This window comes from Prevotella sp. P5-64, from assembly GCF_002251285.1.
GTDB lineage: Bacteria > Bacteroidota > Bacteroidia > Bacteroidales > Bacteroidaceae > Prevotella.
Window position 1 is genome coordinate 99,193 of sequence record NZ_NPJK01000005.1, and the last position, 21,965, is coordinate 121,157.

Annotated in this window: 16 protein-coding genes; 6 read left to right on the forward strand and 10 right to left on the reverse strand. The window is 56.7% G+C overall.

The annotated features are described in order from the left end of the window. Window positions 1-8: 8 nt before the first annotated feature. Genes CIK87_RS01440 through CIK87_RS14190 form a run of 3 tightly spaced genes read right to left on the reverse strand, consistent with a single transcriptional unit; the run spans window position 9 to window position 3,881 of the window. Entirely contained in the window at window positions 9-1,502 is a 1,494-nt protein-coding gene (locus CIK87_RS01440) for a glycoside hydrolase family 125 protein (protein WP_094384842.1), read from the reverse strand. A 12-nt stretch (window positions 1,503-1,514) separates the two neighbouring features. Beyond that, window positions 1,515-3,680, reverse strand: coding sequence for a GH92 family glycosyl hydrolase (locus CIK87_RS01445; protein WP_094384844.1), 2,166 nt, complete (start codon window positions 3,678-3,680; stop codon window positions 1,515-1,517). Window positions 3,681-3,728: 48 nt separating this feature from the next. Then, entirely contained in the window at window positions 3,729-3,881 is a 153-nt protein-coding gene (locus CIK87_RS14190) for a hypothetical protein (RefSeq protein ID WP_158216172.1), read from the reverse strand. Between the two features lie 99 nt (window positions 3,882-3,980). Here CIK87_RS14190 and CIK87_RS01450 point away from each other — a divergent pair, with 99 nt between their 5' ends. From CIK87_RS01450 to CIK87_RS01470, 5 genes are all read left to right on the forward strand, one after another. Beyond that, complete coding sequence (locus CIK87_RS01450) at window positions 3,981-4,796, forward strand: prolyl oligopeptidase family serine peptidase (RefSeq protein ID WP_022311706.1); 816 nt, start codon at window positions 3,981-3,983, stop codon at window positions 4,794-4,796. 9 nt (window positions 4,797-4,805) lie between these two features. Further along, window positions 4,806-5,594 carry a Cof-type HAD-IIB family hydrolase gene (locus CIK87_RS01455; protein WP_022311705.1) on the forward strand — a complete coding sequence of 263 codons (789 nt, stop codon included), beginning with the start codon at window positions 4,806-4,808 and terminating at the stop codon, window positions 5,592-5,594. Window positions 5,595-5,724: 130 nt separating this feature from the next. Next, complete coding sequence (locus CIK87_RS01460; protein ID WP_022311704.1) at window positions 5,725-6,627, forward strand: YitT family protein; 903 nt, start codon at window positions 5,725-5,727, stop codon at window positions 6,625-6,627. A 13-nt stretch (window positions 6,628-6,640) separates the two neighbouring features. Then, window positions 6,641-7,273: a helix-turn-helix domain-containing protein gene (locus CIK87_RS01465; protein WP_094384846.1), complete on the forward strand. Its 633-nt coding sequence runs from the start codon at window positions 6,641-6,643 to the stop codon at window positions 7,271-7,273. A 149-nt stretch (window positions 7,274-7,422) separates the two neighbouring features. Then, a complete protein-coding gene (locus CIK87_RS01470; RefSeq protein ID WP_173823470.1) occupies window positions 7,423-9,588 on the forward strand; it encodes a M3 family metallopeptidase in 2,166 nt (721 codons plus the stop codon). 249 nt (window positions 9,589-9,837) lie between these two features. On the opposite strand, the gene CIK87_RS01480 is transcribed toward CIK87_RS01470, so the two are convergent. Beyond that, a complete protein-coding gene (locus tag CIK87_RS01480; RefSeq protein ID WP_094384852.1) occupies window positions 9,838-10,848 on the reverse strand; it encodes a class II fructose-bisphosphate aldolase in 1,011 nt (336 codons plus the stop codon). Window positions 10,849-11,042: 194 nt separating this feature from the next. Beyond that, window positions 11,043-12,272: an MFS transporter gene (locus CIK87_RS01485; RefSeq protein ID WP_094384853.1), complete on the reverse strand. Its 1,230-nt coding sequence runs from the start codon at window positions 12,270-12,272 to the stop codon at window positions 11,043-11,045. Window positions 12,273-12,671: 399 nt separating this feature from the next. Between CIK87_RS01485 and CIK87_RS01490 the strand changes: the two genes are divergently transcribed. Beyond that, window positions 12,672-13,454 carry a ZIP family metal transporter gene (locus tag CIK87_RS01490; RefSeq protein WP_094384962.1) on the forward strand — a complete coding sequence of 261 codons (783 nt, stop codon included), beginning with the start codon at window positions 12,672-12,674 and terminating at the stop codon, window positions 13,452-13,454. Between the two features lie 175 nt (window positions 13,455-13,629). On the opposite strand, the gene cysK is transcribed toward CIK87_RS01490, so the two are convergent. The 5 genes from cysK to CIK87_RS01520 all read right to left on the reverse strand — a co-directional run bounded on the left by cysK (window position 13,630) and on the right by CIK87_RS01520 (window position 21,952). After that, window positions 13,630-14,577: a cysteine synthase A gene (gene cysK, locus CIK87_RS01495; RefSeq protein ID WP_094384855.1), complete on the reverse strand. Its 948-nt coding sequence runs from the start codon at window positions 14,575-14,577 to the stop codon at window positions 13,630-13,632. A 90-nt stretch (window positions 14,578-14,667) separates the two neighbouring features. Next, window positions 14,668-15,960, reverse strand: a complete 1,293-nt coding sequence (locus tag CIK87_RS01500; RefSeq protein WP_022311697.1) for an O-acetylhomoserine aminocarboxypropyltransferase/cysteine synthase family protein — start codon at window positions 15,958-15,960, stop codon at window positions 14,668-14,670. 483 nt (window positions 15,961-16,443) lie between these two features. Next, window positions 16,444-17,226, reverse strand: coding sequence for an acyl-ACP--UDP-N-acetylglucosamine O-acyltransferase (lpxA, locus tag CIK87_RS01510; RefSeq protein WP_022311696.1), 783 nt, complete (start codon window positions 17,224-17,226; stop codon window positions 16,444-16,446). Between the two features lie 31 nt (window positions 17,227-17,257). Next, the gene (locus CIK87_RS01515) at window positions 17,258-18,652 is read right to left on the reverse strand and encodes an efflux transporter outer membrane subunit (protein ID WP_094384859.1); all 1,395 of its coding nucleotides are present in this window, start codon (window positions 18,650-18,652) and stop codon (window positions 17,258-17,260) included. Between the two features lie 30 nt (window positions 18,653-18,682). Then, window positions 18,683-21,952 carry an efflux RND transporter permease subunit gene (locus tag CIK87_RS01520; protein WP_022311694.1) on the reverse strand — a complete coding sequence of 1,090 codons (3,270 nt, stop codon included), beginning with the start codon at window positions 21,950-21,952 and terminating at the stop codon, window positions 18,683-18,685. Window positions 21,953-21,965 lie beyond the last annotated feature (13 nt).

Genomic DNA, 21,965 nt, shown 5'->3' on the forward strand with positions numbered 1-21,965 from the left:
ATCAGGTTCTATTTCTTGCATGAGATAAGCAGGTCGGTCTTGCCGTCCTTGACGAGCTTCAGGATAAGCTCGCCGAAGAGAGTGTTCTGCCAGGCAAACCAGGGACGGGTGTAGTGCATCGAGTCCTTGATGTCGAACGACTCGTGGATGACTCCCGTGTTGGCGTCGGTGTCCATAAGCATCTGCACACACTCCTTGATCTCCTTGTCGTCACGGCTGGTCATGGCGCGCATGATGAGGCTCATAGGCCAAGCCATGTCGTAGCCCATGTGGGGACCACCGATGCCTTCGCCAGCCTTGCCGCGGAAGAAGTAGGGGTTGTCTTCGCTCCACACGAAGCGGCGGGTGTTCTGGTAGATGGGGTCATCTATGTCGACATCACCCAGATAGGGCATGGCGAGCAGACTGGGCACGTTGGCATCGTCCATGAGCAGGTGGTTGCCCATACCGTCGACCTCGTAGGCGTAGATCTTGCCATACTTGGGATGGTCGTAGACGGCATACTTCTGCAGCGCGGCCTTCACCTCGTTGGCCAGGTCTGTGCACTGGCTGGCCATCTGGCTGTTGCCGTTGACACGGGTCAGCACGTCGGCCATCTTGTTGAGGGTGGTCACTGCCATGAAGTTGGAAGGAATAAGGAAGAGGAAAGTGGTGGCATCGTCGGATGGACGGAAGACCGATGCGATGAGTCCGACAGGACGCACGGGGGCTCCAAGGCCCACGTTGCAGACGGTGTCGAGCTGTCGGTCGGTGACGCGCAGGAACCTATAGGAGCCAGGGCCATTCTTGCGCTGCTGCTCGTGGAAGGTGTCAAGGATATTCTTGACCACATCCTGCCAGAGCTGACCCTCGAAGATAGAGGCGTCGCCGGTGACGAGCCAGTACTCGTAAGCCAGGCGCAGCGGATAGCACAAGCTGTCTATCTCATACTTGCGCTCGTGCAGTCCGGGCTTCATGCCGCTGTCGTCGCTCATCCAGCGGCTCTTCTCGGCGAAGTCGCGGTGGAACGCATTGGCGTAAGGGTCGTACTGGATGTTCTTGAACTGACGCAGGATGACTCCCTTAATCATCTGCTGGATATTCTTGTCCTTCTTGGCAAACTGGAGATAGGGCCATACCTGGGCTGCAGAGTCGCGGCCCCACATGGCGTGGATGTCGCCGGTATAGACAAAGGTGTCGGGGTTGCCGTCGGCGTCTTCCTCGTAGTGCACGGTGGTGTCGAGGGTGTTGGGGAAACAGTTCTCAAACATCCAGGCGAGATAGGGCGAGTCCTTCAGACGCTTCTTCATGTCCTTGATGCACTGCTCGATGACCTTGGAACGGAAGAGGCGTTCCTCGACAGCCGGGCGCTTGGATACGTAGGGTGTGGCGACGGCTATGGCGTCGATATACTCCTGTCCGAACTCTTTCTGGTTTACCGAAGCCTGGGCCTGGGCCGAGGTCGTGGCAGCAAAGGTGAGCAATCCTGCGATTGCCACCTTTGTGATATTGCTGATGTTCATAGATAGTGTCATTTAGGGACGGTCCTTAACCTTGGTGCCGAACTTAGAGGGCTTGGCACCCATTACAAACTCGAGCACACCGCCCTTCATCAGGTCGGCATAGTCCATATACGACTTGGTATAAGGACGGCCGTTCCACTTGACGCTCTGGATGTACATATTCTTCTTGCTGTTGTTGCGGGCAACGATGTCGAGAGTCTTGCCTTCGCCGACATTGAGTGTGGCGCGGTCGAAGATGGGTGAGCCGAAGATGAACTTGCCGCCCTCGGGCTCTACCTGATAGAGACCCACGCTCGACAGGATGTACCAGGCTGACATCTGGCCTACGTCTTCATTACCGCTGAGACCGTCGAACTCGTTCTTGTACATCTCGTCGAGTGTCTGGCGGATGAGGCGTGCACCCTTCCAGGGCTGGCCTACGTAGTTATACATATATATTATATGGTGGCTGGGCTCGTTGCCATGGGCATACTGACCGATGAGGCCCGAGATGTCGGGAGAGGCTTCGGCACCAGCGTCGCCGCTGACGATAAAGAGGCTGTCGAGTTTGGAGACAAAACGCTTCTCGCTCTTGAAGCAGCTCACGAGACCGTGGACGTCGTGGGGAACGAGCCAAGCGTACTGCCAGGCATTACCCTCAGTGTAGTCGTCCTGACGGTGAACAGAGTGGAAGGGGTTGAAGGGCTCGCGGAACTTGCCCTTGCTGTCCAGACCACGCATAAAGCCGGTGGCGGGGTCGAAGAGACGGCGGTAAACCTGGCTGCGGTTGTAGAAGTACTGGTAGTCTTCCTCGTGACCGAGCATCTTGGCCACCTTGGCCACGCCGGCGTCGGCGAGGGCATACTCCAGAGCCTTTGCCACAGTCTCATAAGTGGGGTCGAGGTCGCAGGGGATGTAGCCATACTTCTTGAGCAGGTCCATGCCACGGTCGTCCTTCATGGCCGAAGCCTTCATGGCCTCGTAGGCTGCCTCTTTGTCAGCCACCAGACCCTTGAGCACGTAGTCGGCGAGGATGGCCACGCCGGGGTTGCCCACCATACAGTCGGTCTCGTTGCCCATAAGATGCCAGATAGGCAGTTTGCCCTGCTGCTTGTAGATATGGATAAAGGTCTGTGCCATATCAGCAGCCTTGTCGGCATGGATGAGCGACATCAGAGGCATGTTGGCACGGTAGGTGTCCCAAAGAGAGAATGTGGTATAGTTGGTGAACTTGCCACGGTGTATCTTGTAATCGGCACCACGGTATTCGCCATTGACGTCGGAGAATACAGAGGGAGCGGTCATCGAGTGATACATGGCGGTGTAGAAGATGGCGCGGTCGTTGGCGTTGCTGGTCTCAATCTTGATTTTGCCCAACTCGGTGTTCCAAGCCTCGTCGGCAGCCTTGGCTACAGCGTCGAAGTCCCAACCGGGCACCTCGGCCTGCATGTTGAGCATGGCGTTGCCCTCGTTGACGGCTGAGAGACCCACCTTGACCAGCACGGGACGGGTGGCGTCGGCGAGCTCGAGCACGGCGATGGTGTCATTGCTCTGCACCATCTTGACGGGAGTGGAGAACTCGGCTGCGAAATACACCTGCTGGTTCTTGGCCCATCCTGTAGACTTGCGATAGCCTGTTATCAGTGTTGGGCTCACCTGGCGCATGCCGCATACTTTCATCGTATCCCATCCGATGCCCTGCAGCAGGTCGAGCTTCATCAGCGCCTTCTTGGCATTGGCGAATGTGTAGCGATGCATACCCACGCGCTGTGTAGCGGTGAGCTCTACCTTGACATTGGGGTTGTTGAGCTTCAGGCCATAATAGCCGGGGCGGACGGTCTCGTCGCTGTGGGCGAAGATTACAGAGTCCTGCGCAGCGGTAGATACGGGCAGCAGAGCGATGTCGCCCAGGTCACCGATGCCGGTTCCGCTGAGGTGGGTGTGACCGAAACCGATGAGTACATTGTCGCTATAATGATAGCCCGAGCACCAGTCCCATCCACGGGTCTTCTCGGTAGGACCGAGCTGGATGTAGCCGAAGGGAACATTGGCACCGAGGAACACGTGGCCATGGCCGCCGGTTCCCACATAGGGATTCACATACTGCGTAAGATTTTCAGCGTGGACAGCCGTGGTGGCACCACACATTACGCTCAAAGCCAGGAAGGCCTTGACAGATAATTTTCTTAATATTTCCATTGTTAAAGCTAATAGTTTTGTACAAAGGTAGCAATAAATTGGCAGAATTTAGGCCTTAGGGATAAAAAAAACACTTGCAGAGGCATATCCGGCGCTATTTTTTATAAAAATAGCCTTCGCAGCGGCAAGCACCGTGATGATGGCGGCGTCGGCAGCGTTTGTGTAAGCCTCGTCGGGGTGCGGGTTGACCTTTGTCAACATCATCATCGATTATGGCGCGATTTATAAAGATTAACGCTATTGTCACATATTATTGCTGGTTTATCATTAACTTTGCAATAACGTATAAAGACATAGCTGATGAAACTGAAGACGATATTCCTGGCCTTGCTGTGGCTCACGACGCTTGCCGCCCATGCAGCCACCGACGGTCAGGGCAAGATGGAGGCCATGCGCGGCAAGGTTCCGGGAAGCTACAACTTCTGGATATTCACTCCCGAGGAGTACGAAGCAGAGGGACGTGGCGTGCCGCTGGTCATATTCCTCCACGGCGCCAGCCTGTGTGGCAACAATTTGGAAAAGGTGCGCCGCTACGGGGTGCTCCACGCCATACAGAAGGGTAAGATTGTGCCTGCTGTGGTGCTGGCGCCGCAGAACGGAGGTGGAGCGTGGAACCCCAAGAAAATCAACGACCTGCTGGAGTGGACCGTGGCACACTATGCCATCGACACCACCCGCGTCTATGTCCTGGGCATGAGCCTGGGAGGCTACGGCACGATGGATTTTGTGGCAGCCTATCCCGACAAGGTGGCAGCTGCCATGGCGCTCTGCGGAGGCTGTTCGGTGAAGGAGCCCGCGGGGCTGGGCCAGGTGCCCTTGTGGATTATGCATGGTACCGCCGACCGCGCCGTGCCTATAGCCCAGTCCAAGCGAGTGGTCGACTATCTGCAGCAGAGCGGCAACGACCAGCTGCTGCGCTACGACTGGATAAAAGGGGGCAACCACGGCACACCCGCACGCCTCTTCTATCTGCAGAAGACCTACGACTGGCTCTTCTCTCACTCCCTCCACGACTCGCCGCGTACGGTCGACCGCACCTTCGACATCGATATGGACGATATCCGCCAGACCTACGACGAACTGAGATGGTTCAGAGGAATGTATGACAACGATTAGACGATGATAATGAATATCAAAGCACTCTTTTTCGACATCGACGGCACGTTGGTGAGCTTCACCTCCCACACCGTGCCCGCCTCTACCGTTGAGGCGCTCGAGGAAGCCCACCGGCGTGGCGTGGGCATCTATATATCCACGGGCCGACCCATGGCCTTTATCACCAACCTCAAGCCCATCGCTCACCTCATCGACGGATATATCACCACCAATGGTGCCTACTGCGTGGTGGGCGATACGGTGGTGAGCCGTCACCCTATGGACCCCGACGACGTGGCTACCGTGCTCGCCGACGCCATCGACAACCACTATCCGGTGGTGGTAGACGGTGAGCGGACCATCGTGGTCTACAACAATTCCGACCTCGTAGACCGTATCTATGTCAAGGGGCTTGGCGTAGATGTGCTCGACTACAGCCTGACGCTCAAGGACCTGGGCACAGAGGGCATCCTGGAGTTGTCGCCCTTTATGACCCGCGCCCAGGAAGCCGCACTCAGCCCGCGTCTGCGCCATGTCACCTCGGGCCGTTGGCATCCCGAGTTTACCGACTTTACCCGCCAGGGTGTCGACAAGGCACTTGGCTTGCGCGAGATGGCCGGTTTCCTGCACCTCGACATCAGCCAGACCATGGCCTTCGGCGATGGTGGCAACGACATCGCCATCCTCAGCGCTGCCGGCATCGGCGTGGCTATGGGCAACAGCGCCGACGATGTCAAGGCGGCTGCCGACTTCGTCACCACCGATGTCGACAACCACGGCATAGCCCACGCTTTGCGCCACTATAAGATTATAGACTGAAAGGTAGGGACAAAAACTATCTCCTTTTAATCAAGAATTAGAGAAAAAAGGATAACAATCAAACATATTATCGTGGAAAACTGCGTAACTTTGCACACACTTTATAACCATAATAAATACATCGACGACAATGACCTTGACTATTGAAAGAAAGAAGGCAATACGCAAAGAGATACGTGACTATGTGATGATAAGCATAGCCATGATTTCCTATGGATTGGGCTGGACCATTTTCCTGCTGCCCAACAAGATACCTACGGGCGGTGTGCCGGGTGTATCATCGGTACTCTACTGGGGTATGGACATCCCCGTCCAGATGTCCTACTTTGCCATCAACGCCACGCTGCTTCTCATTGCGCTCCGCATATTGGGCTGGCGCTTCTGCGTGAAGACCATCTACGCGGTGTCGTTGCTCACGGCGCTTTCCGCCGTCTTCCAGGAGCATTTGGAGAGCATCCATCTGCTGGAGGGCGACCCCTTCATGACCTCCATCATCGGCGGTGTGTTCATGGGTAGCGGTATCGGCTTGGGACTGGCTTTCAACGGCTCTACCGGAGGCACGGATATCGTGGCAGCCATCATCAGCAAGTATCGCAACATATCTTTGGGCCGCGTGTTCCTCGTGGTCGACCTTACCATCATCACCTCGAGCTACTTTGTGCTGCACGACTGGGAGAAAATCATCTACGGATATGTGACACTCATCGTCTCGTCGCTCTGCATAGACTATGTGGTCAACTCCATGCGCCGTTCGGTGCAGTTCTTCATCATCTCCGACAAGTATGAAGAGATTGGTGCCCGCATCATCAATGACCCCCACCGCGGCGTGACCGTGGTCAACGGCCATGGCTTCTACTCGGGCCGCGATGTCCACATGCTCTTCGTGCTGGCCAAGAAGAGCGAGTCTCACAAGATATTCATGCTCATCAACGAGATAGACCCCAAAGCCTTTGTGTCACAGAGTGCTGTAATCGGAGTCTACGGCGAGGGCTTCGACAAGTTCAAGGTGCGCACCAAGCGTTATCAGGAATAATCCTTCATCCACCATGCGCGACGACAGTCAATACATACACGACCTCACGGCTCAGGGCGAGCACCGGCAGCAGGACTTCAAGTACGAAATCACCGACGCCGGCAAACTGGCGCGCTCGGTGTCGGCATTTGCCAATACCGTGGGCGGCCGCCTGCTTATCGGCGTGCGCGACGACGGTACCATAGCCGGAGTCAAGACCGAAGAGGAAATCTATATGATGACCCGTGCGGCCTACGGATGCTGTGAGCCCGAGGCAGACATCAACTTCAAGACCTATCATGTCGATGGGCGCAATGTGGTGGTTGCCACCATTCCGCCCGCCACTGCCAAGCCGGTGTGCGCCTTCGACGACGAGGGCCACAAGACCGCCTATATGCGCATCAAGGATGAGAATGTGGTGGCGTCGCCCGTAATTATAGAGATGTGGAAGCAAGAGCAGCGCGAAGAGAACGTGATGCCCTACACCGATACCGAGTCGGGGCTGATGGAGATGATGCGTCTCAATCCTCACCAGCCTCTCCAGGTCATCTCCAAGATAGCCCACATCAAGCGTTTCCTGGTCATCAAGATACTGGCACGCCTCATCCGCTACGACATCGTGGGCTGGGAGTGGGACGGCGAGGACTTCCTTTTCTATCTGAAATAGGCTGCATCCGTGGCAGGGTACTCTGTGCATGTGCGGGTGCCCCAGTTGGCAACAAATTGCCACGCAAGACAAAAATGTTAATGGTTTTTGTCTTTTATACCAATAGTATTGAGTAAATTTGTAGGCACAAGACTCAAACAATCATCAATATGGAAATCAACAAGGCTTTTATTACCATCGGACTGGCAACAGCTTTGCTGCAAATGCCTGTCGCCGCAGATGCCCAGCACGCCGGTAGTGCATGCTGTGACCACGGCAACAAGACCTGTCGACAGAACCCGCTGCTCCAGAAGAGCTCTCTGCCCTTTGGAGCGCCCGACTTCGCACGCATCAAGGAGACCGACTACCTGCCTGCTATCGAGGCGGCGGTCAAGCAACAACGTGAGAACATCCAGAAGATAGTGGACAACAAGGCCAAACCTACCTTCGCCAACACCATCCTCGCCTACGAGAACAGCGGTGTGCTGCTCGAGAATGTCAGCAATGTGTTCTTCGGACTCTGCAGTGCCCACAAGACGCCGGTCATCGCCGACACCGAGAAGAAGGTGACACCCTTGCTCACCGACTTGGACAACGAGATATCTTTCAACCAGAAGCTCTTCGAGCGCATCAAGTATGTATACGACCACGAGTACAAGAGCCTTACCGGCGAAGACCAGCGACTCACCGAGGTGATATATAAGGGCTTTGTGCGTTCGGGCGCCATGCTCTCTGCCGACAAGATGCAGCGCATGAAGCAGATTAACTCGCGTATCTCCGACCTCCAGCAGCAGTGGGGCAACCTCCTGCCCGAGGCGACCAACAACGCTGTGGTATGGGTCGACAGCAAGGAGAAGCTCGACGGTCTGAGCGATGCCGACATCGCCCAGTGCAAGAAGGATGCCGAGAGCCGTGGTGCCAAGGCTCCCTACTGCATCGTAATCATCAACACCACACAGCAGCCCATCCTCGCCAGTCTGCGCAACCGCGACCTGCGACGCCAGGTCTATGAGGCCAGCATCCACCGCGCCGACGGCACGCGTCCCGGGTTCAACACCTTCTCCATCGTGGCCGAAATGGCTCGTCTGCGTGCCGAGAAGGGCAGCCTGATGGGTTATGCCAACTATGCCGACTACTCGCTCGAGAAGACTATGGCCAAGAACTCGCAGAATGTCAACAAGTTCCTCGCCCAGCTCATCAAGGAGTATTCGCCCAAGGCCGACGCCGAGACTCGCGCCATCGAAGCCTATGCCCAGAAGACCGAGGGTGCCGACTTCAAGCTCCAGCCCTACGACCGTTTCTACTACTCTGCGCTCATGAAGAAGGAGGTGCTCAACATCAGCGATGACGAGGTGAAGCCTTACTTCAACCTTGACAGCGTCGTAGAGAAGGGTGTCTTCTATGCAGCCCAGCGCGTCTACGGTCTCCAGTTCAAGCACCGCCCCGACATCCCCACTTATCATCCCGATATGAAGGTCTTCGAGGTAAGCAATGCCGATGGCAGTCCTCTGGCTTTGTTCTATTGCGACTACTACCGTCGTCCCACCAAGCGCGGTGGCGCATGGATGAGCGCTTTTGCCAAGCAGAGCAGAGAGCGTCATCAGTTACCTATTATATATAATGTATGCAACTACGCCAAGGCGCCCGAAGGCCAGCCTTCGCTCCTCACCTGGGACGAGGCCACCACGCTCTTCCATGAGTTTGGTCACGCCCTGCACGGCATGTTGTCCGACTGCCGCTACAGCACGCTCTCCGGTACAGCCGTAGCCCGCGACTTCGTCGAGATGCCTTCTCAGTTCAACGAGTCGTTTGCCTCCATCCCCGAGATATTCGACCACTACGTGCGCCATGCCGTCACCGGAGCTCCCATGCCTGCCGACCTGAAGAAGCGCATGCTCGAGAGCATCAACTTCCAGACCGCCTACGCTCTGGGCGAGAACCTTGCCGCCACCAGCGTCGATATGGCTTGGCACCTGATGAAGGCCGACGAGGTGCCCACCGCCGACAAGGCTCCTCTCTTTGAGAGCCAGGCGCTCAAGAAGGTGGGCCTGCTCAACGCGCAGATACCTCCACGCTATTCCACTTCTTACTTCAACCACGTATGGGGCGGTGGCTATGCTGCCGGTTACTACAGCTATCTGTGGACCGAGGTGCTGGCAGTCAACATTGCCGACTATTTTGCCAAGCATGGCGCCCTCGACCCCGCAGTGGGCAAGGCGTTCCGCGAGAAAATCCTCAGCCGTGGCAACACCAAGGACCAGATGGAGATGTTCACCGACTTCACAGGCATGACCTCTCCCGACGCTTCCGGACTGCTCAAGGCCCGCGGTCTGTAGCCCTTCCATTGCCGCCGGTCTTCGTCTGTGGGCGAAGGCTGGCGGTACACAATACGACAGATGACAAGAGTCCCGGCGAAGACGACCATTGCGTCTTCACCGGGGCTCTTCTTTGATGCGCCTGTTGCTGTCTTTGCGCCATCCATCCATCTCTCCAGTGCGCATCTATACAGAGAGGCGGAGCCCATAGGTCATGGACTCCGCCTCATCATTTGGGTTATCATTGTTGCCGTCTATGCGGCGCGATGATTAGTCGAGGTTTGCGAGCTTGTTGTCAGAACCGAGCACGTCAGTAATCTTGTGCTTGTACATCTGCTCCATGAGGTCGCGAGCGGGACCGCAGTACTTACGTGGGTCGAACTCTCCTGGTTTGTCGTGGAATACCTTGCGAACGGCAGCGGTGAAGGCCAGACGAGAGTCAGAGTCGATGTTAATCTTGCAAACGGCGCTCTCAGAAGCCTTGCGGAGCTGCTCCTCGGGGATACCAACTGCGTCAGGCAGCTTGCCACCGTACTCGTTGATCATGTCTACATACTCCTGAGGAACAGAAGAAGAGCCGTGGAGAACGATTGGGAAGCCAGGCAGCTTAACCATAATCTCATCCAGAACGTCGAATGCCAATGGAGGAGGAACGAGCTTGCCGGTCTTGGGGTCGCGGGTGCACTGCTCGGGAGTGAACTTGTAAGCACCGTGAGAAGTACCGATAGAGATAGCCAGTGAGTCTACGCCAGTGCGTGTGGTGAAGTCGATAACTTCCTCAGGCTTTGTATAGTGGCATACGTCTGAAGAAACCTCGTCCTCAACACCTGCCAATACGCCGAGCTCACCCTCAACGGTTACGTCATACTGGTGAGCGTACTCTACTACCTTCTTGGTAAGAGCGATATTCTCCTCGTAAGGCAGAGCAGAACCGTCAATCATTACAGAAGAGAAGCCCAGGTCAACGCAGCTCTTGCAGAGCTCGAAGCTGTCTCCGTGGTCGAGGTGGAGAACAATCTCAGGATGCTTGCAGCCCAATTCCTTGGCATACTCTACTGCACCTTCTGCCATGTAACGGAGCAGAGTCTCGTTAGCATAGTTACGGGCACCCTTAGAAACCTGAAGGATAACCGGTGACTTCAGCTCAGAAGAAGCTTTGATGATAGCCTGCAGCTGCTCCAGGTTGTTGAAGTTGAATGCAGGGATAGCATAACCGCCATTGATGGCTCTCTTAAACATCTCGCGGGTGTTAACGAGGCCTAATTCTTTGTAGTTTACCATAATTGTTATTTGTTATAAAAAATGTAGTCATTTACGGACTATGCCCGTATCGTGATGATACAGGCCCTATTCCGACTGCAAAAGTACAACGAAAAATCGTCAATCCAAAGGTTGACAATGATTTTTTTTGGCTCGTTGTGGTTGTTTTTCACATTATTTTCCTATTGGCTGCGGTTAGGCGCAGAAATGCAAAATCAACTTTGCAAAACCGAGCCGTCACCACCATGGCTTCTACCGTGGCGGAGGCGCAGCGCATAGGTGGTCACCACGGCAAAGCCGATGAGGGGTATCACAAAGGGAACCACCAGGTTGACGTGGTCGGCTATCAGCCCCATCAGCAGAAAGCCACAGCCGCCGATGGGAGTCATCATCAGCAGCGACGAGGCGCTCTTGGTGTAGGCGCCGAGTCCGCGCAGCGACAGGGCGAAGATGGTGGGAAACATGATGGCTTCGAAGAGATAGATGGCCACCAGCGCCACCATCGATACGATGCCTATATCGGCAAGCACCAGCGCCGTACACGCCACGGCGCCAGCGCCGCAAGTCAGCAGCATGGTCTCTGCCGCCACGCTGCGCATAATCCAGCTGCCCACAAAGCGTCCCACCATGAAGAAGGCCAAGGCACAGGTGATGACCATCGATGCCGTCGAGTCGTCCATCCATCCCTGCCCGGTCACAAAGTTGATGAAGTAGCTGTTGATGGATATCTCGGCAATCTCATAACACAGCAGGGCCGCCAGTCCGAAGACGAAGAGGCGTCGGTGCAGCAGCAGTTCGGCGATATGGCTGCGGCTGAGCCGGGCACTGGCGTCGTCGGCATGGGCTATCTCGGGCAGATTGGCGCGGGTGAAGATTAGTGCCACCACCAGCACGGTGGCTCCCATCACCGCGTAGGGCAGCACCACGCTCTCGATGTTGCCCGAGCCGAAGAACCATTGGCCCACGGCAAAGGTGGCGAAGAGGCAGCCCAGTCCGTTGACCGACTGTGAGAGGTTCAGACGGCTGGTCGATGTCTCGGCGGGGCCTAACTCGGTCACGTAGGGATTGGCGGCAGTCTCCAGAAACACCAGTCCGCAGCCTATCACGAAGAGTGCCAGCAGGAAAGCCCTGAATGTGCCTGCCTCGACGCCGGGGATCATCAGCAGCGACCCTGCCCCGAAGAGCAGCAGACCCAGTACTACGCCGCGCCGGTAGCCATAGCGGTTGATAAACAGGCCCGCGGGGATGGCCATCAGGAAGTAGCCCAGATAGGTGGTCACCTGGATGAGCGACGACTGGGTGATGCTGATGTCCATCTGGTTCTGCAGATGCTTGTTGAGTACATCGAGTATGGCGCGCGCAAATCCCCACAGGAAGAACAGTAGGGTTACCAGTACCAGCGGTACCAGATAGCGGCGGTGGGTGAGCGGTGACAGTCTTTTCATCTTTTATTGGTTCCAATAAAGTGGGGCGCACGTCGGTGGAGTGCGCCCCTGTGAGTGATAACTAAAATCAAAGGGCAGATTAATGCCTATTCATCATCTGCTTCTTACTGGTGGCGGATGTGGCGTGCATCATGTGCATCGTGGCAATGCCGCCCGCCGATGGGGCAAAAGTAATGAAAATCGGCGAATTGCCCAACACTATTCCCGATTATTTGTTCACAAAGTTTCCGTTGGCAGTTGTCCTCTATCAGTAGTCCCTGGGGGCAATCGCAGACAGACCTCTGTCTTTTGTCCTTGCCGCCATGGCGAAAAAAAATCACATCAGGGTATTGCCAGACTCGCGATTTCACCGTATCTTTGCAGCAGGAACAAATAATAATAAGGTAGAATATGACAGCTATGACACTTACAATAATCGTGGGGCTTCTGCTTCCGCTGCTGGGTACGATGCTCGGCTCCGCATTTGTCTTTATGATGAAGCGCGATATGTCTGTGCGACTGCAGAAGTCGTTGTTGGGCTTTGCTTCGGGCGTGATGGTGGCAGCATCGGTATGGTCCTTGCTCATCCCGGCTATGGAGATGGTGGCTGGGCGTGGAGCGTGGTCGGTGGTTCCTGCTGCGGTGGGTTTTCTTCTGGGCATTGGCTTTCTGCTGGTTATCGACGAGTTTACTCCCCACCTCCATATAGGCACCGACAAGCCCGAGGGCGTCAGGTCTCACCTGTCCAAGACAGCCATGCTTGCCTTTGCGGTGACTATCCACAATCTGCCCGAAGGCATGGCAGTGGGTGTAGTCTTTGCCGGTGCCGAGAATGATGCATCATACATCTCTTTGGCCAGTGCCGTCACGGTAGCGTTGGGCATAGCCATCCAGAACATCCCCGAGGGCGCCATCATCTCCATGCCCATGAGGGCGGCTGGCAACAGCAGGTGGAAATCGTTTGTCTTGGGGACGCTCAGCGGAGTCGTCGAACCCATCGGAGCCATAGCTGTCATGGTGCTGGCCTCGCTGCTGCTGCCCGCTCTTCCCTATATGCTCGCCTTTGCAGCAGGAGCCATGCTCTACGTGGTGGTCGAAGAACTGATACCCGAAGCCTCCAGCGGTGCGCACAGCAATCTCAGCACGATAGGTTTTGCCATGGGCTTCGTGTTGATGATGGTTCTCGATGTCGTGATGGGATAGCCGTCAGCAGGGCTGCCATTGCCCAGACCCATCGGCAGTCATGCCGTGGGCGATGCCTTGATACTGATTGGAATATACGAAACAAGCCGCAGCGGTACAGACCTGCTGCGGCTTTGTCTTTTTGATGCCAGGCTGCGGCTTGCGCCGTGTTGCCGTGGCTGTAGAGGGTGGGGGGTTAGAGCGGATATTCGTCGAAGGCGTAGAGCACGGTCGAGAGATAACGCTCGCCGGTATCGGGCAGCAGCGTCACGATGCGCTTGCCGCGGTTTTCGGGGCGTTGGGCCAGTAGGGTGGCGGCATATACGGCGGCTCCCGACGAGATGCCCGTGAGCAGTCCTTCGTTGGCAGCCAGTTCGCGACCGGTGCGGATGGCGTCGTCGTTGTCGATGTCAAGCACCTCGTCTATCACCGTCGCGTCGTAGGTCTTGGGCACAAATCCGGCACCGATGCCCTGTATCTTGTGCGGACCGCTGGGCTTGCCGTTGAGCACTGCCGACGAGGCGGGTTCTACGGCGACTACCTTGACATTGGGGTCGTACTCCTTCAGACGGCGGCCGATGCCCGAGATGGTGCCTCCGGTGCCCACGCCAGCTACAAAGATGTCTATCTTGCCCTCTGTCTGCTCCCATATCTCCTTGCCGGTGGTGAGGTAGTGGGTCTGTGGGTTGGCGGGGTTCTCAAACTGCTGCAGTATCACGCTGCCCGGTATCTCGCGCTTCAGCTCCTCGGCGCGCCTGATGGCTCCCGTCATGCCGTCTTTGCCACTGGTCAGTTCTACCCGTGCCCCATAGGCTTTGACGAGGTTGCGACGCTCCACGCTCATGGTCTCTGGCATGGTGAGGATGAGGTGATAGCCTCTCACGGCCGACACCAGAGCCAGGCCCACACCCGTGTTGCCGCTGGTGGGCTCGATGATGGTGGCACCGGGTTTGAGGATGCCACGCTGCTCGGCGTCGGTAATCATGGCGAGGGCGATGCGGTCTTTGACGCTGCCGCCGGGATTGAAATACTCTACCTTGGCAATGATGGGGGTGTCAAGGTGCTTGGTGGCCGAATACTTGTTAAGTTCCAAGAGGGGGGTGTTGCCGATGAGGTCGGTCAACTGTTTTGCAATTTTTGCCATAGTGTTCTTCTTTGTGGTTGGGTCGGCAGCCTCTCCCCACTATAGCGGAAAGAGACGAGGGGAGAGGCCGGCTGACAGTTATTGTGATTATTACTTGACGTAGGTAAGTGCCTCGTCGAGGGCATCGATGAGGTCGTCTACATGCTCGATGCCGATACTCAGGCGTATGGTCGAGGGATAGATGTGCTGCTCTTCGAGCTCCTGGGGAGTCATCTGTGAGTGGGTGGTGGTGGCGGGGTGGATGACCAGACTCTTCACGTCGGCCACATTGGCAAGGAGCGAGAAGATACGCAGGTGGTCGATAAACTCCCAAGCCTCTTTCTCACCGCCCTTGAGCTCGATGGTGAAGATAGAGCCGCCGCCGTTGGGGAAATACTGGTTGTAGAGCTCGTGGTCTGGATGTGAGGCGAGCGAGGGGTGGTTTACCTTGGCCACCTTGGGATGGTGGGCGAGATGCTCGACGATGCGCAGCGTGTTGTAGACATGGCGCTCCACGCGCAGCGAGAGGGTCTCGAGGCCCTGGAGCAGTATCCAGGCGTTGAAGGGGCTGATGGCGGCTCCCGTATCGCGCAGCACCACGGCGCGGATGCGGGTGACGAAGGCGGCAGCGCCAGCCACGTCGGCGAAAACGGCACCATGGTAAGAGGGGTCGGGCTGGGCGAGCGTGGGATACTTGTCGGCATTGGCCTTCCAGTCGAAGCGGCCGCCGTCGACGATGACACCGCCGAGCGAACTGCCGTGGCCACCGATGAACTTGGTGGCAGAGTGTACCACGATGTCGGCGCCGTGCTCGAGCGGACGGAAGAGATAGGGGGTGCCAAAGGTGTTGTCGACCACCACGATGGTGTTGTGGCGGTGAGCTATCTCGCTGATGCGGTCTATGTTGGTGACGCTGGCGTTGGGGTTGCCGAAGGTCTCTACGATGATGGCCTTGGTGTTGGGACGGAAGGCTGCCTCGACCTCGTCAAAGTTGGCGGGGTCTACGATGGTCGATGTCACGCCCTGAGTGCTCAGCGTGTGTTCTATCAGGTTGAATGTGCCGCCGTAGAGATTGTTGGCGGCTATGATGTGGTCACCGTTGACGGCCACATTCTGCAGGGCGTAGGTCACTGCAGCCGCTCCCGAAGCCACTGCCAGTGCTGCCACTCCGCCTTCGAGTGCTGCCATGCGCTTCTCAAATGCCTCCTGGGTGGGGTTGGTCAGTCGGCCGTAAATGTTGCCGGCATCGCGCAGGGCAAAGCGGTCGGCGGCGTGCTGGGAGTTGCGGAACACGTAAGAGGTGGTCTGGTAGATAGGCACGGCGCGGGCGTCGGTGGTGGGGTCGGCCTGCTCCTGGCCTACGTGCAGTTGAAGGGTCTCGAAACGGTACTTCTTGTTGCTCATAATACTTTCCTTTCTAATCGTTTTTGGCTCGTCTGTGGACCTAAATGAGAGGGCAGACAGAGCGCGGTAATACATTTATTGATATTGTCGATGCAAAGTTACGGCGATTTTCACTTTCTCGCAATAGCATACATGGGTTATTTGGACTACCACGATTGTGGTATATTGCATCAGGGGCGGCAATCAGAGGGCTGGAGACGGCGTCAGCGGTCGATGGAGATGGCGTCAGCGGTCGATGGAGATGGCTTCTCCGAGGGGCTGGAGCCATCGTCGGTGGCTCGTGACTTATGATACGTGAGTCCGTGCCTTTTGAAACGTGGGCGCGTATCATAAGGCACGAGCCCACGTGACTTCCGTCACGAGCCGCCAACCGTGGTCTGCGCTCCCAGCAGAGGCGGTGTCTGCCTCGGCGGGGACAATAAAAGAGGGAGCCCGCTTCTATCAGCGAACTCCCTCGGTGTGATAACACTAATTAGGTATGGATTATATCTTGGTAATGATACCTGCTTTGCTTTGGCTCAGAAACTCCACCACCTTGCGCACCTCGGCGCCGTCGGGCACCTGGTCCTTAATCTGGTTGATGGCGTCAAAGAGCGAGGTCTGGCCGTGGAATACCAGTCGGTAGGCATTGGCCACGTGCTTGCGCACCTTCTCGTCGATGCCGGCAGCCTCCATGATGACGTTGTTGGGACCGCCGTAAGCCACCGGTTTGCCACCGGCGAGGATGTAGGGAGGCACGTCTTTGGAGAAACTGGTGCCGGCCTGTATCATGGCCATGTCGCCCACGCGGGTCTTGGCGTTCTCGATGACTGAGGTAGAGAAGATTACGCTGTCGCCTATCTCGCAGTCGCCGGCAATCTTGGTACCGTAGCCGAATACGCACTTGTTGCCCACCACGGTGTCGTGGGAGATGTGGGCGCCCTCCATGAGGAAGTTGCCGTTGCCCAGCATGGTCTTTCCGCCGGCATGGGTGCCGCGGTTGATGACCACATTCTCGCGTATGGTATTGTTGTCGCCTATCACCACATGGCTCTCTTCACCGGTGAAGTTGAAATCCTGGGGAAGGGCGGCAATGACGGCTCCTTGGAACACCTTGTTGCCGCTGCCCATACGGGTACCGTTGAGGATGCTCACGAAGGGATAGATGACGCAGTTGTCGCCAATCTCTACATCGTCTTCGATATAGACGAAGGGATATATGCGGCAGTTGTCGCCTATCTTGGCTTTGGGCGACACGTCTGCCTTGGGACTTATTATACTTGCCATATTAGTTGTAATCTTGATTAATGGGTTAATATTACTTGGCTCCACCGCCGAGGGCGTAGTAGAGGTTGACCACTGCCTGCATCTTGTTGAAGTCGTCGGCCACCTTGGACAGCTGCACATTGAGCAGTGACGACTGGGCGGTGATGATGTCCAGATAGTTGCTGCCGGCGTCGCCCACGAGCTCGCGGGTCTGCTCGACGTTCTTTTGGAGCACCTCTATCTGCTTGGCCTCAATCTGGCTCTTCTCCTCCGATGAGTTGTAGAGCACCAGGGCGTTGCTCACCTCGCTGCCGGCCTTGAGCACGGCGTTCTGCCAGGTGTTGTAGGCCTGCTCATACTGAGCCTTGGCCACGCGGAGTCCGGCGATGAGGCGTCCGTTCTGGAAGATGGGCTGCACGAGCGAGCCTACGGCAGAGAGCAGCCACTTGCCGGGGTTGACGATGCCTGCGCCGGCAGAGTTGGTGAAGGCGCCTGTGCCCGAGATGGTGATGGAGGGATAGAAACGGCTGCGGGCGGTCTCTACGCCATAGAAGCACTGGGCCAGGGCCATCTCGGCGGCATGGACGTCGGCGCGGTTGTTGAGCAGCTGCACGCCCACTCCGGTAGAGAAGCTGGTGGGCAGGCTCTGGGCCTCTATCTTGCCACGGGCTATGGTCTGCGCCTGTTCGCCCAGGAGCAGGCTAAGCGTATTCTCGGTCTCACGGATTTGGCGTTTCAGGTCGGCCTTCTTGGTCAGCACCGAGTAGTAGTTGGACTCGGCGGCCTGGACCGATACCGAACGGTAGCCGCGACGGCTGTCGATGAGCACCTTCATGGTCTCCCAAGTGTCCTTGGTGAGGGTCTCCATGTCGCTTACGAGCTCGAGCTGCTTGTCGAGCATCAGCAGGGTGTAGTAGAGGTTGGCGATATTGGCTATGAGGTTGGTCTTGACCGTGACCTGATAGTCCTTCATCTGCAAGAGCGACATCTGGGCGCCACGCTTCACGGAGAGCAGGTTGCCGAAGAGGTCGAGCGACCAGCTGGCGGTCACGGGCAGGCTGTAGGTCTGGGTGGCCTTGTTGCCGTCCCACGAGGCGATGGTGCCTTGGGGCGTAAAGGAGAGGGCGGGCACAAAGGCGAGCTTGGCCACCTTGAGCTGGTCTTCAGCCATCTTCACGTTGAGGGCGGCGTTGAGCAGGTCGGGGTTGTTGGCCAATCCCTTCTCGATGAGGCTCTGCAGCTGGGGGTCGGTAAACACCGAACGCCAGGGGATGTTGGCAAACGAGGTGGTGTCGGTGACGGCGAGCGTGTCGGTAAGCGACGCAGAGTCGCGCACCAGGCCGGCAGTCTTCACATCAGGACGCTCGTATTTGCCGTAGAGGCTCTTGCAGCTGCTCATGCTGAGCACTGCAAGACCTACGAGCAATATATTCAAATTCTTTTTCATTGTCTTTACTTCAAGTTATTGGTCGGTTTACTACTTCTTGGTCAGTCCTCTGTGGTGGGCGGCAGAGGCATACTGCTCCAGCTCGGCGGCAGCTTCCTCGTTGGTCTCGTCCTCGAACTTGAGCGGACTAATGCGCTCCTGGAGCCACTGGAATACCACGAAGAGGGCGGGCACTACGAATACCTGGATGGCGGTACCGATGAACATACCTCCCACGGCGGCGGCACCCAGAGTCTGGTTACCGTTCTTGCCTACACCCGAAGCAAACATCAGTGGCAGCAGACCGATAACCATGGCCAGTGAGGTCATCAGGATAGGACGCAGACGGGCTGCGGCTCCCAGGATGGCCGAGTACTTGATGGCCATACCCGTGCGGCGGCGCTCAAGGGCGAACTGCACGATAAGGATGGCGTTCTTGGCCAACAGACCGATAAGCATAATCAGCGAAATCTGCATGTAGATGTCGTTGGAGTGGCCGAAGAGGTTGGTGAAGATAAACGCACCAGCCAGACCGAAGGGGATGGACAGCACTACCGACAGAGGCAGGATGTAGCTCTCGTACTGCGCACTCAGAATCAGGTAAACGAATACGATACAGAGTACGAAGATGATGGCGGTAGAGTTGCTCGACTCTGCCTCAGAGCGGGTAAGACCAGAATATTCGTAGCCGTAGCCGTCGGGCAGATTGTCCTTGGACACCTCAGAGATGGCCTTGATGGCCTCACCGGTAGAGTAGCCCGTATTGGGGGTAACCGACACGTTGATAGAGGTGAAGAGGTTGAAACGGTTCACGTTGGACGGTCCGTATACTCGGCGCAGGTTGATAAACTCGCTTACAGGCGACATCTGGCCCGACGAGGTGCGCACGTAGATGTTGGACAGGTCCTCGGGGCGCATACGGCTCGACACTTCACCCTGTATCATTACACGATAGAGCTTGCCGTAGGCGTTGAAGTTAGACGCATACATACCTCCGTAGTAGCCCTGCAGGGTGGCGAGCACCGTAGAGGGTGAGATGCCGGCCTGCTTGGTCTTGGCTACGTCTACATCCACCATGTACTGGGGATAGTTGGGGTTATATGAAGTCATGGCGTTCTGTATCTCGGGGCGCTTGTTGAGCTCGGCGAGGAAGTTCTTGGTCACCTCGAAGAAGCGGTTCAAGTCGCCACCGGTCTTGTCCTGCATGGTCATCGTCACACCGCTCTGGGCAGAGAAGCCAGGAATCATAGGAGGACCGAAGGCCAGAATCTGGGCGTCCTTGATGGTCGCGGTCTGCTTGTAGATCATGCCCAGCACTGAGCCCGACTCCATAGGATTGACGAAGAGGGCCTCGATGCCGCCGCCGGTAATCGCGCTCTTGATGCGGTGGAAGAAACCGCCAGGGCGCTCGTCGAATGGCTTCAGCTTGATGATGAAGGTGGCCTGGTCTGAGCCCTGGCCTGCGATGAAGTTGTATCCGATGATGGCCTCACGCCGCTGGATGGCGGGGTTGCCTGCCAGCATCTTGTCTACCTGGTCCACAATCTTCAGCGTGCGCTCCTGGCTGGTACCAGGGGCTGCCGAAATGGTCACAAAGAGGGTACCGGTATCCTCGTCGGGCACCAGTCCGGTCTTGGTGGTAGCCATCAGGATGACCAGCACGGCAATACCTGCGACTATCGTACCGGCGGTTATCATGCCGTGGCGGATAATCCACTCGACACCACCTTTATACTTATTGGTAATCTTCTCAAACTGGTAGTTGAAGCCAGCGTGGAAGCGGTCAATGAACGACTTGGCCTTGTGGCTGTCGGCGTCGTCGGCATGGGGCTTCAGCAGCATGGCACAGAGGGCTGGCGACAGGGTGAGGGCGTTGATGGCGGAGATGACGATAGATACGGCCATGGTCACACCAAACTCGCGATAGAAGGTACCGGATGTGCCGCCCATGAATGACACGGGGATAAACACAGCCGACATTACCAGCGTGATAGAGATGATGGCACCCGAAATCTCGTTCATCGCGTCGATAGAGGCGGTCAACGCGCTCTTGTAGCCCTGGTCCAGCTTGGCGTGGACGGCCTCGACTACCACGATGGCATCATCGACCACGATGGCGATGGCCAACAGCAGCGCCGAGAGGGTAAGCAGGTTGACGGAGAAACCGAATATCCAGAGGAAGAGGAAGGTACCTATGAGCGCCACAGGTACGGCAATCATAGGGATGAGGGTCGAGCGGAAGTCCTGGAGGAAGATATACACTACCATGAATACCAGCAGCAGCGTGATGATGAGGGTAAACACTACCTCCTCGATAGAGGCGTAGAGGAACTCGGTCACATCCTGCTCGATGGTGTACTCCAGTCCGGGAGGGAAGCTCTTGCTGGCTTCAGCCAGGGCTTTCTTCACGTCGGTGGCTATCTGGGTGGCGTTAGAGCCGGCAATCTGCTGTACCATACCCATCACGGCGGGCTGGCCGTTGTTCTTCAGACTTACGGCGTAACTCAGACCGCCCAGTTCGATGCGTGCCACATCACCCAAGCGCAGGGTCTGACCTGTGGTGTTGCTCTTGAGCAGTATGTTCTCATACTCGGGCACGGTCTTCAGACGACCCTTGTAGCGCAGCACATACTCGTAAGCCATATCCGAGTTCTCGCCAAACTTACCAGGGGCAGCCTCGATGTTCTGCTCACCCAAGGCGGTTGAAATATCAGAAGGTACGAGTCCGTACTCCTTCATCTTCTCGGGCTTGAGCCATATACGCATAGAGTAGTTACGCATAGAGGGACTCTGCACATCACCCACACCGGTGATACGCTTCAGCTGGGGGATGACGTTAATCAGCGCGTAGTTGGTCACGAACTCGTCGTCGTAGCGGCCGTCCTCGGAGGTGATAGAGAACATTATCACGTTGGATGTCTGGCGTTTCGACACGGTCACACCCACGCGGGTTACTTCGGCAGGGAGCAGCGCCTGAGCCTGAGACACGCGGTTCTGCACGTTCACGGCTGCCATATCGGGGTCAGAGCCCTGCTTGAAGAATACGGTGATATTGGCCATACCGTCGTTGGTAGCCGACGAGGTCATATAGGTCATGTTCTCCACACCGTTGATGCTCTCCTCGAGCGGCACGATGACAGAGTTGAGCACCGTCTGGGCATCGGCACCGGTATAGGTGGTCGATACCGAGATTGTAGGCGGTGCGATATCGGGGTACTGCTCCACTGGCAGCGATATCAGACCGATGGTACCCAGCAAGACGAAGAAGATGGAGATTACCGTCGAGAGTACCGGTCGTTTGATAAAGTTTGTAAATGTCATGATTTACTTGTTT

Coding starts and splice junctions, on each gene's coding strand:
- CIK87_RS01440 (WP_094384842.1), bottom strand. CDS start 1,502: ATGAACATCAGCAATATCACAAAGGTGGCAATCGCAGGATTGCTCACC.
- CIK87_RS01445 (WP_094384844.1), bottom strand. CDS start 3,680: ATGGAAATATTAAGAAAATTATCTGTCAAGGCCTTCCTGGCTTTGAGC.
- CIK87_RS14190 (WP_158216172.1), bottom strand. CDS start 3,881: ATGTTGACAAAGGTCAACCCGCACCCCGACGAGGCTTACACAAACGCT.
- CIK87_RS01450 (WP_022311706.1), top strand. CDS start 3,981: ATGAAACTGAAGACGATATTCCTGGCCTTGCTGTGGCTCACGACGCTT.
- CIK87_RS01455 (WP_022311705.1), top strand. CDS start 4,806: ATGAATATCAAAGCACTCTTTTTCGACATCGACGGCACGTTGGTGAGC.
- CIK87_RS01460 (WP_022311704.1), top strand. CDS start 5,725: ATGACCTTGACTATTGAAAGAAAGAAGGCAATACGCAAAGAGATACGT.
- CIK87_RS01465 (WP_094384846.1), top strand. CDS start 6,641: ATGCGCGACGACAGTCAATACATACACGACCTCACGGCTCAGGGCGAG.
- CIK87_RS01470 (WP_173823470.1), top strand. CDS start 7,423: ATGGAAATCAACAAGGCTTTTATTACCATCGGACTGGCAACAGCTTTG.
- CIK87_RS01480 (WP_094384852.1), bottom strand. CDS start 10,848: ATGGTAAACTACAAAGAATTAGGCCTCGTTAACACCCGCGAGATGTTT.
- CIK87_RS01485 (WP_094384853.1), bottom strand. CDS start 12,272: ATGAAAAGACTGTCACCGCTCACCCACCGCCGCTATCTGGTACCGCTG.
- CIK87_RS01490 (WP_094384962.1), top strand. CDS start 12,672: ATGACACTTACAATAATCGTGGGGCTTCTGCTTCCGCTGCTGGGTACG.
- cysK (WP_094384855.1), bottom strand. CDS start 14,577: ATGGCAAAAATTGCAAAACAGTTGACCGACCTCATCGGCAACACCCCC.
- CIK87_RS01500 (WP_022311697.1), bottom strand. CDS start 15,960: ATGAGCAACAAGAAGTACCGTTTCGAGACCCTTCAACTGCACGTAGGC.
- lpxA (WP_022311696.1), bottom strand. CDS start 17,226: ATGGCAAGTATAATAAGTCCCAAGGCAGACGTGTCGCCCAAAGCCAAG.
- CIK87_RS01515 (WP_094384859.1), bottom strand. CDS start 18,652: ATGAAAAAGAATTTGAATATATTGCTCGTAGGTCTTGCAGTGCTCAGC.
- CIK87_RS01520 (WP_022311694.1), bottom strand. CDS start 21,952: ATGACATTTACAAACTTTATCAAACGACCGGTACTCTCGACGGTAATC.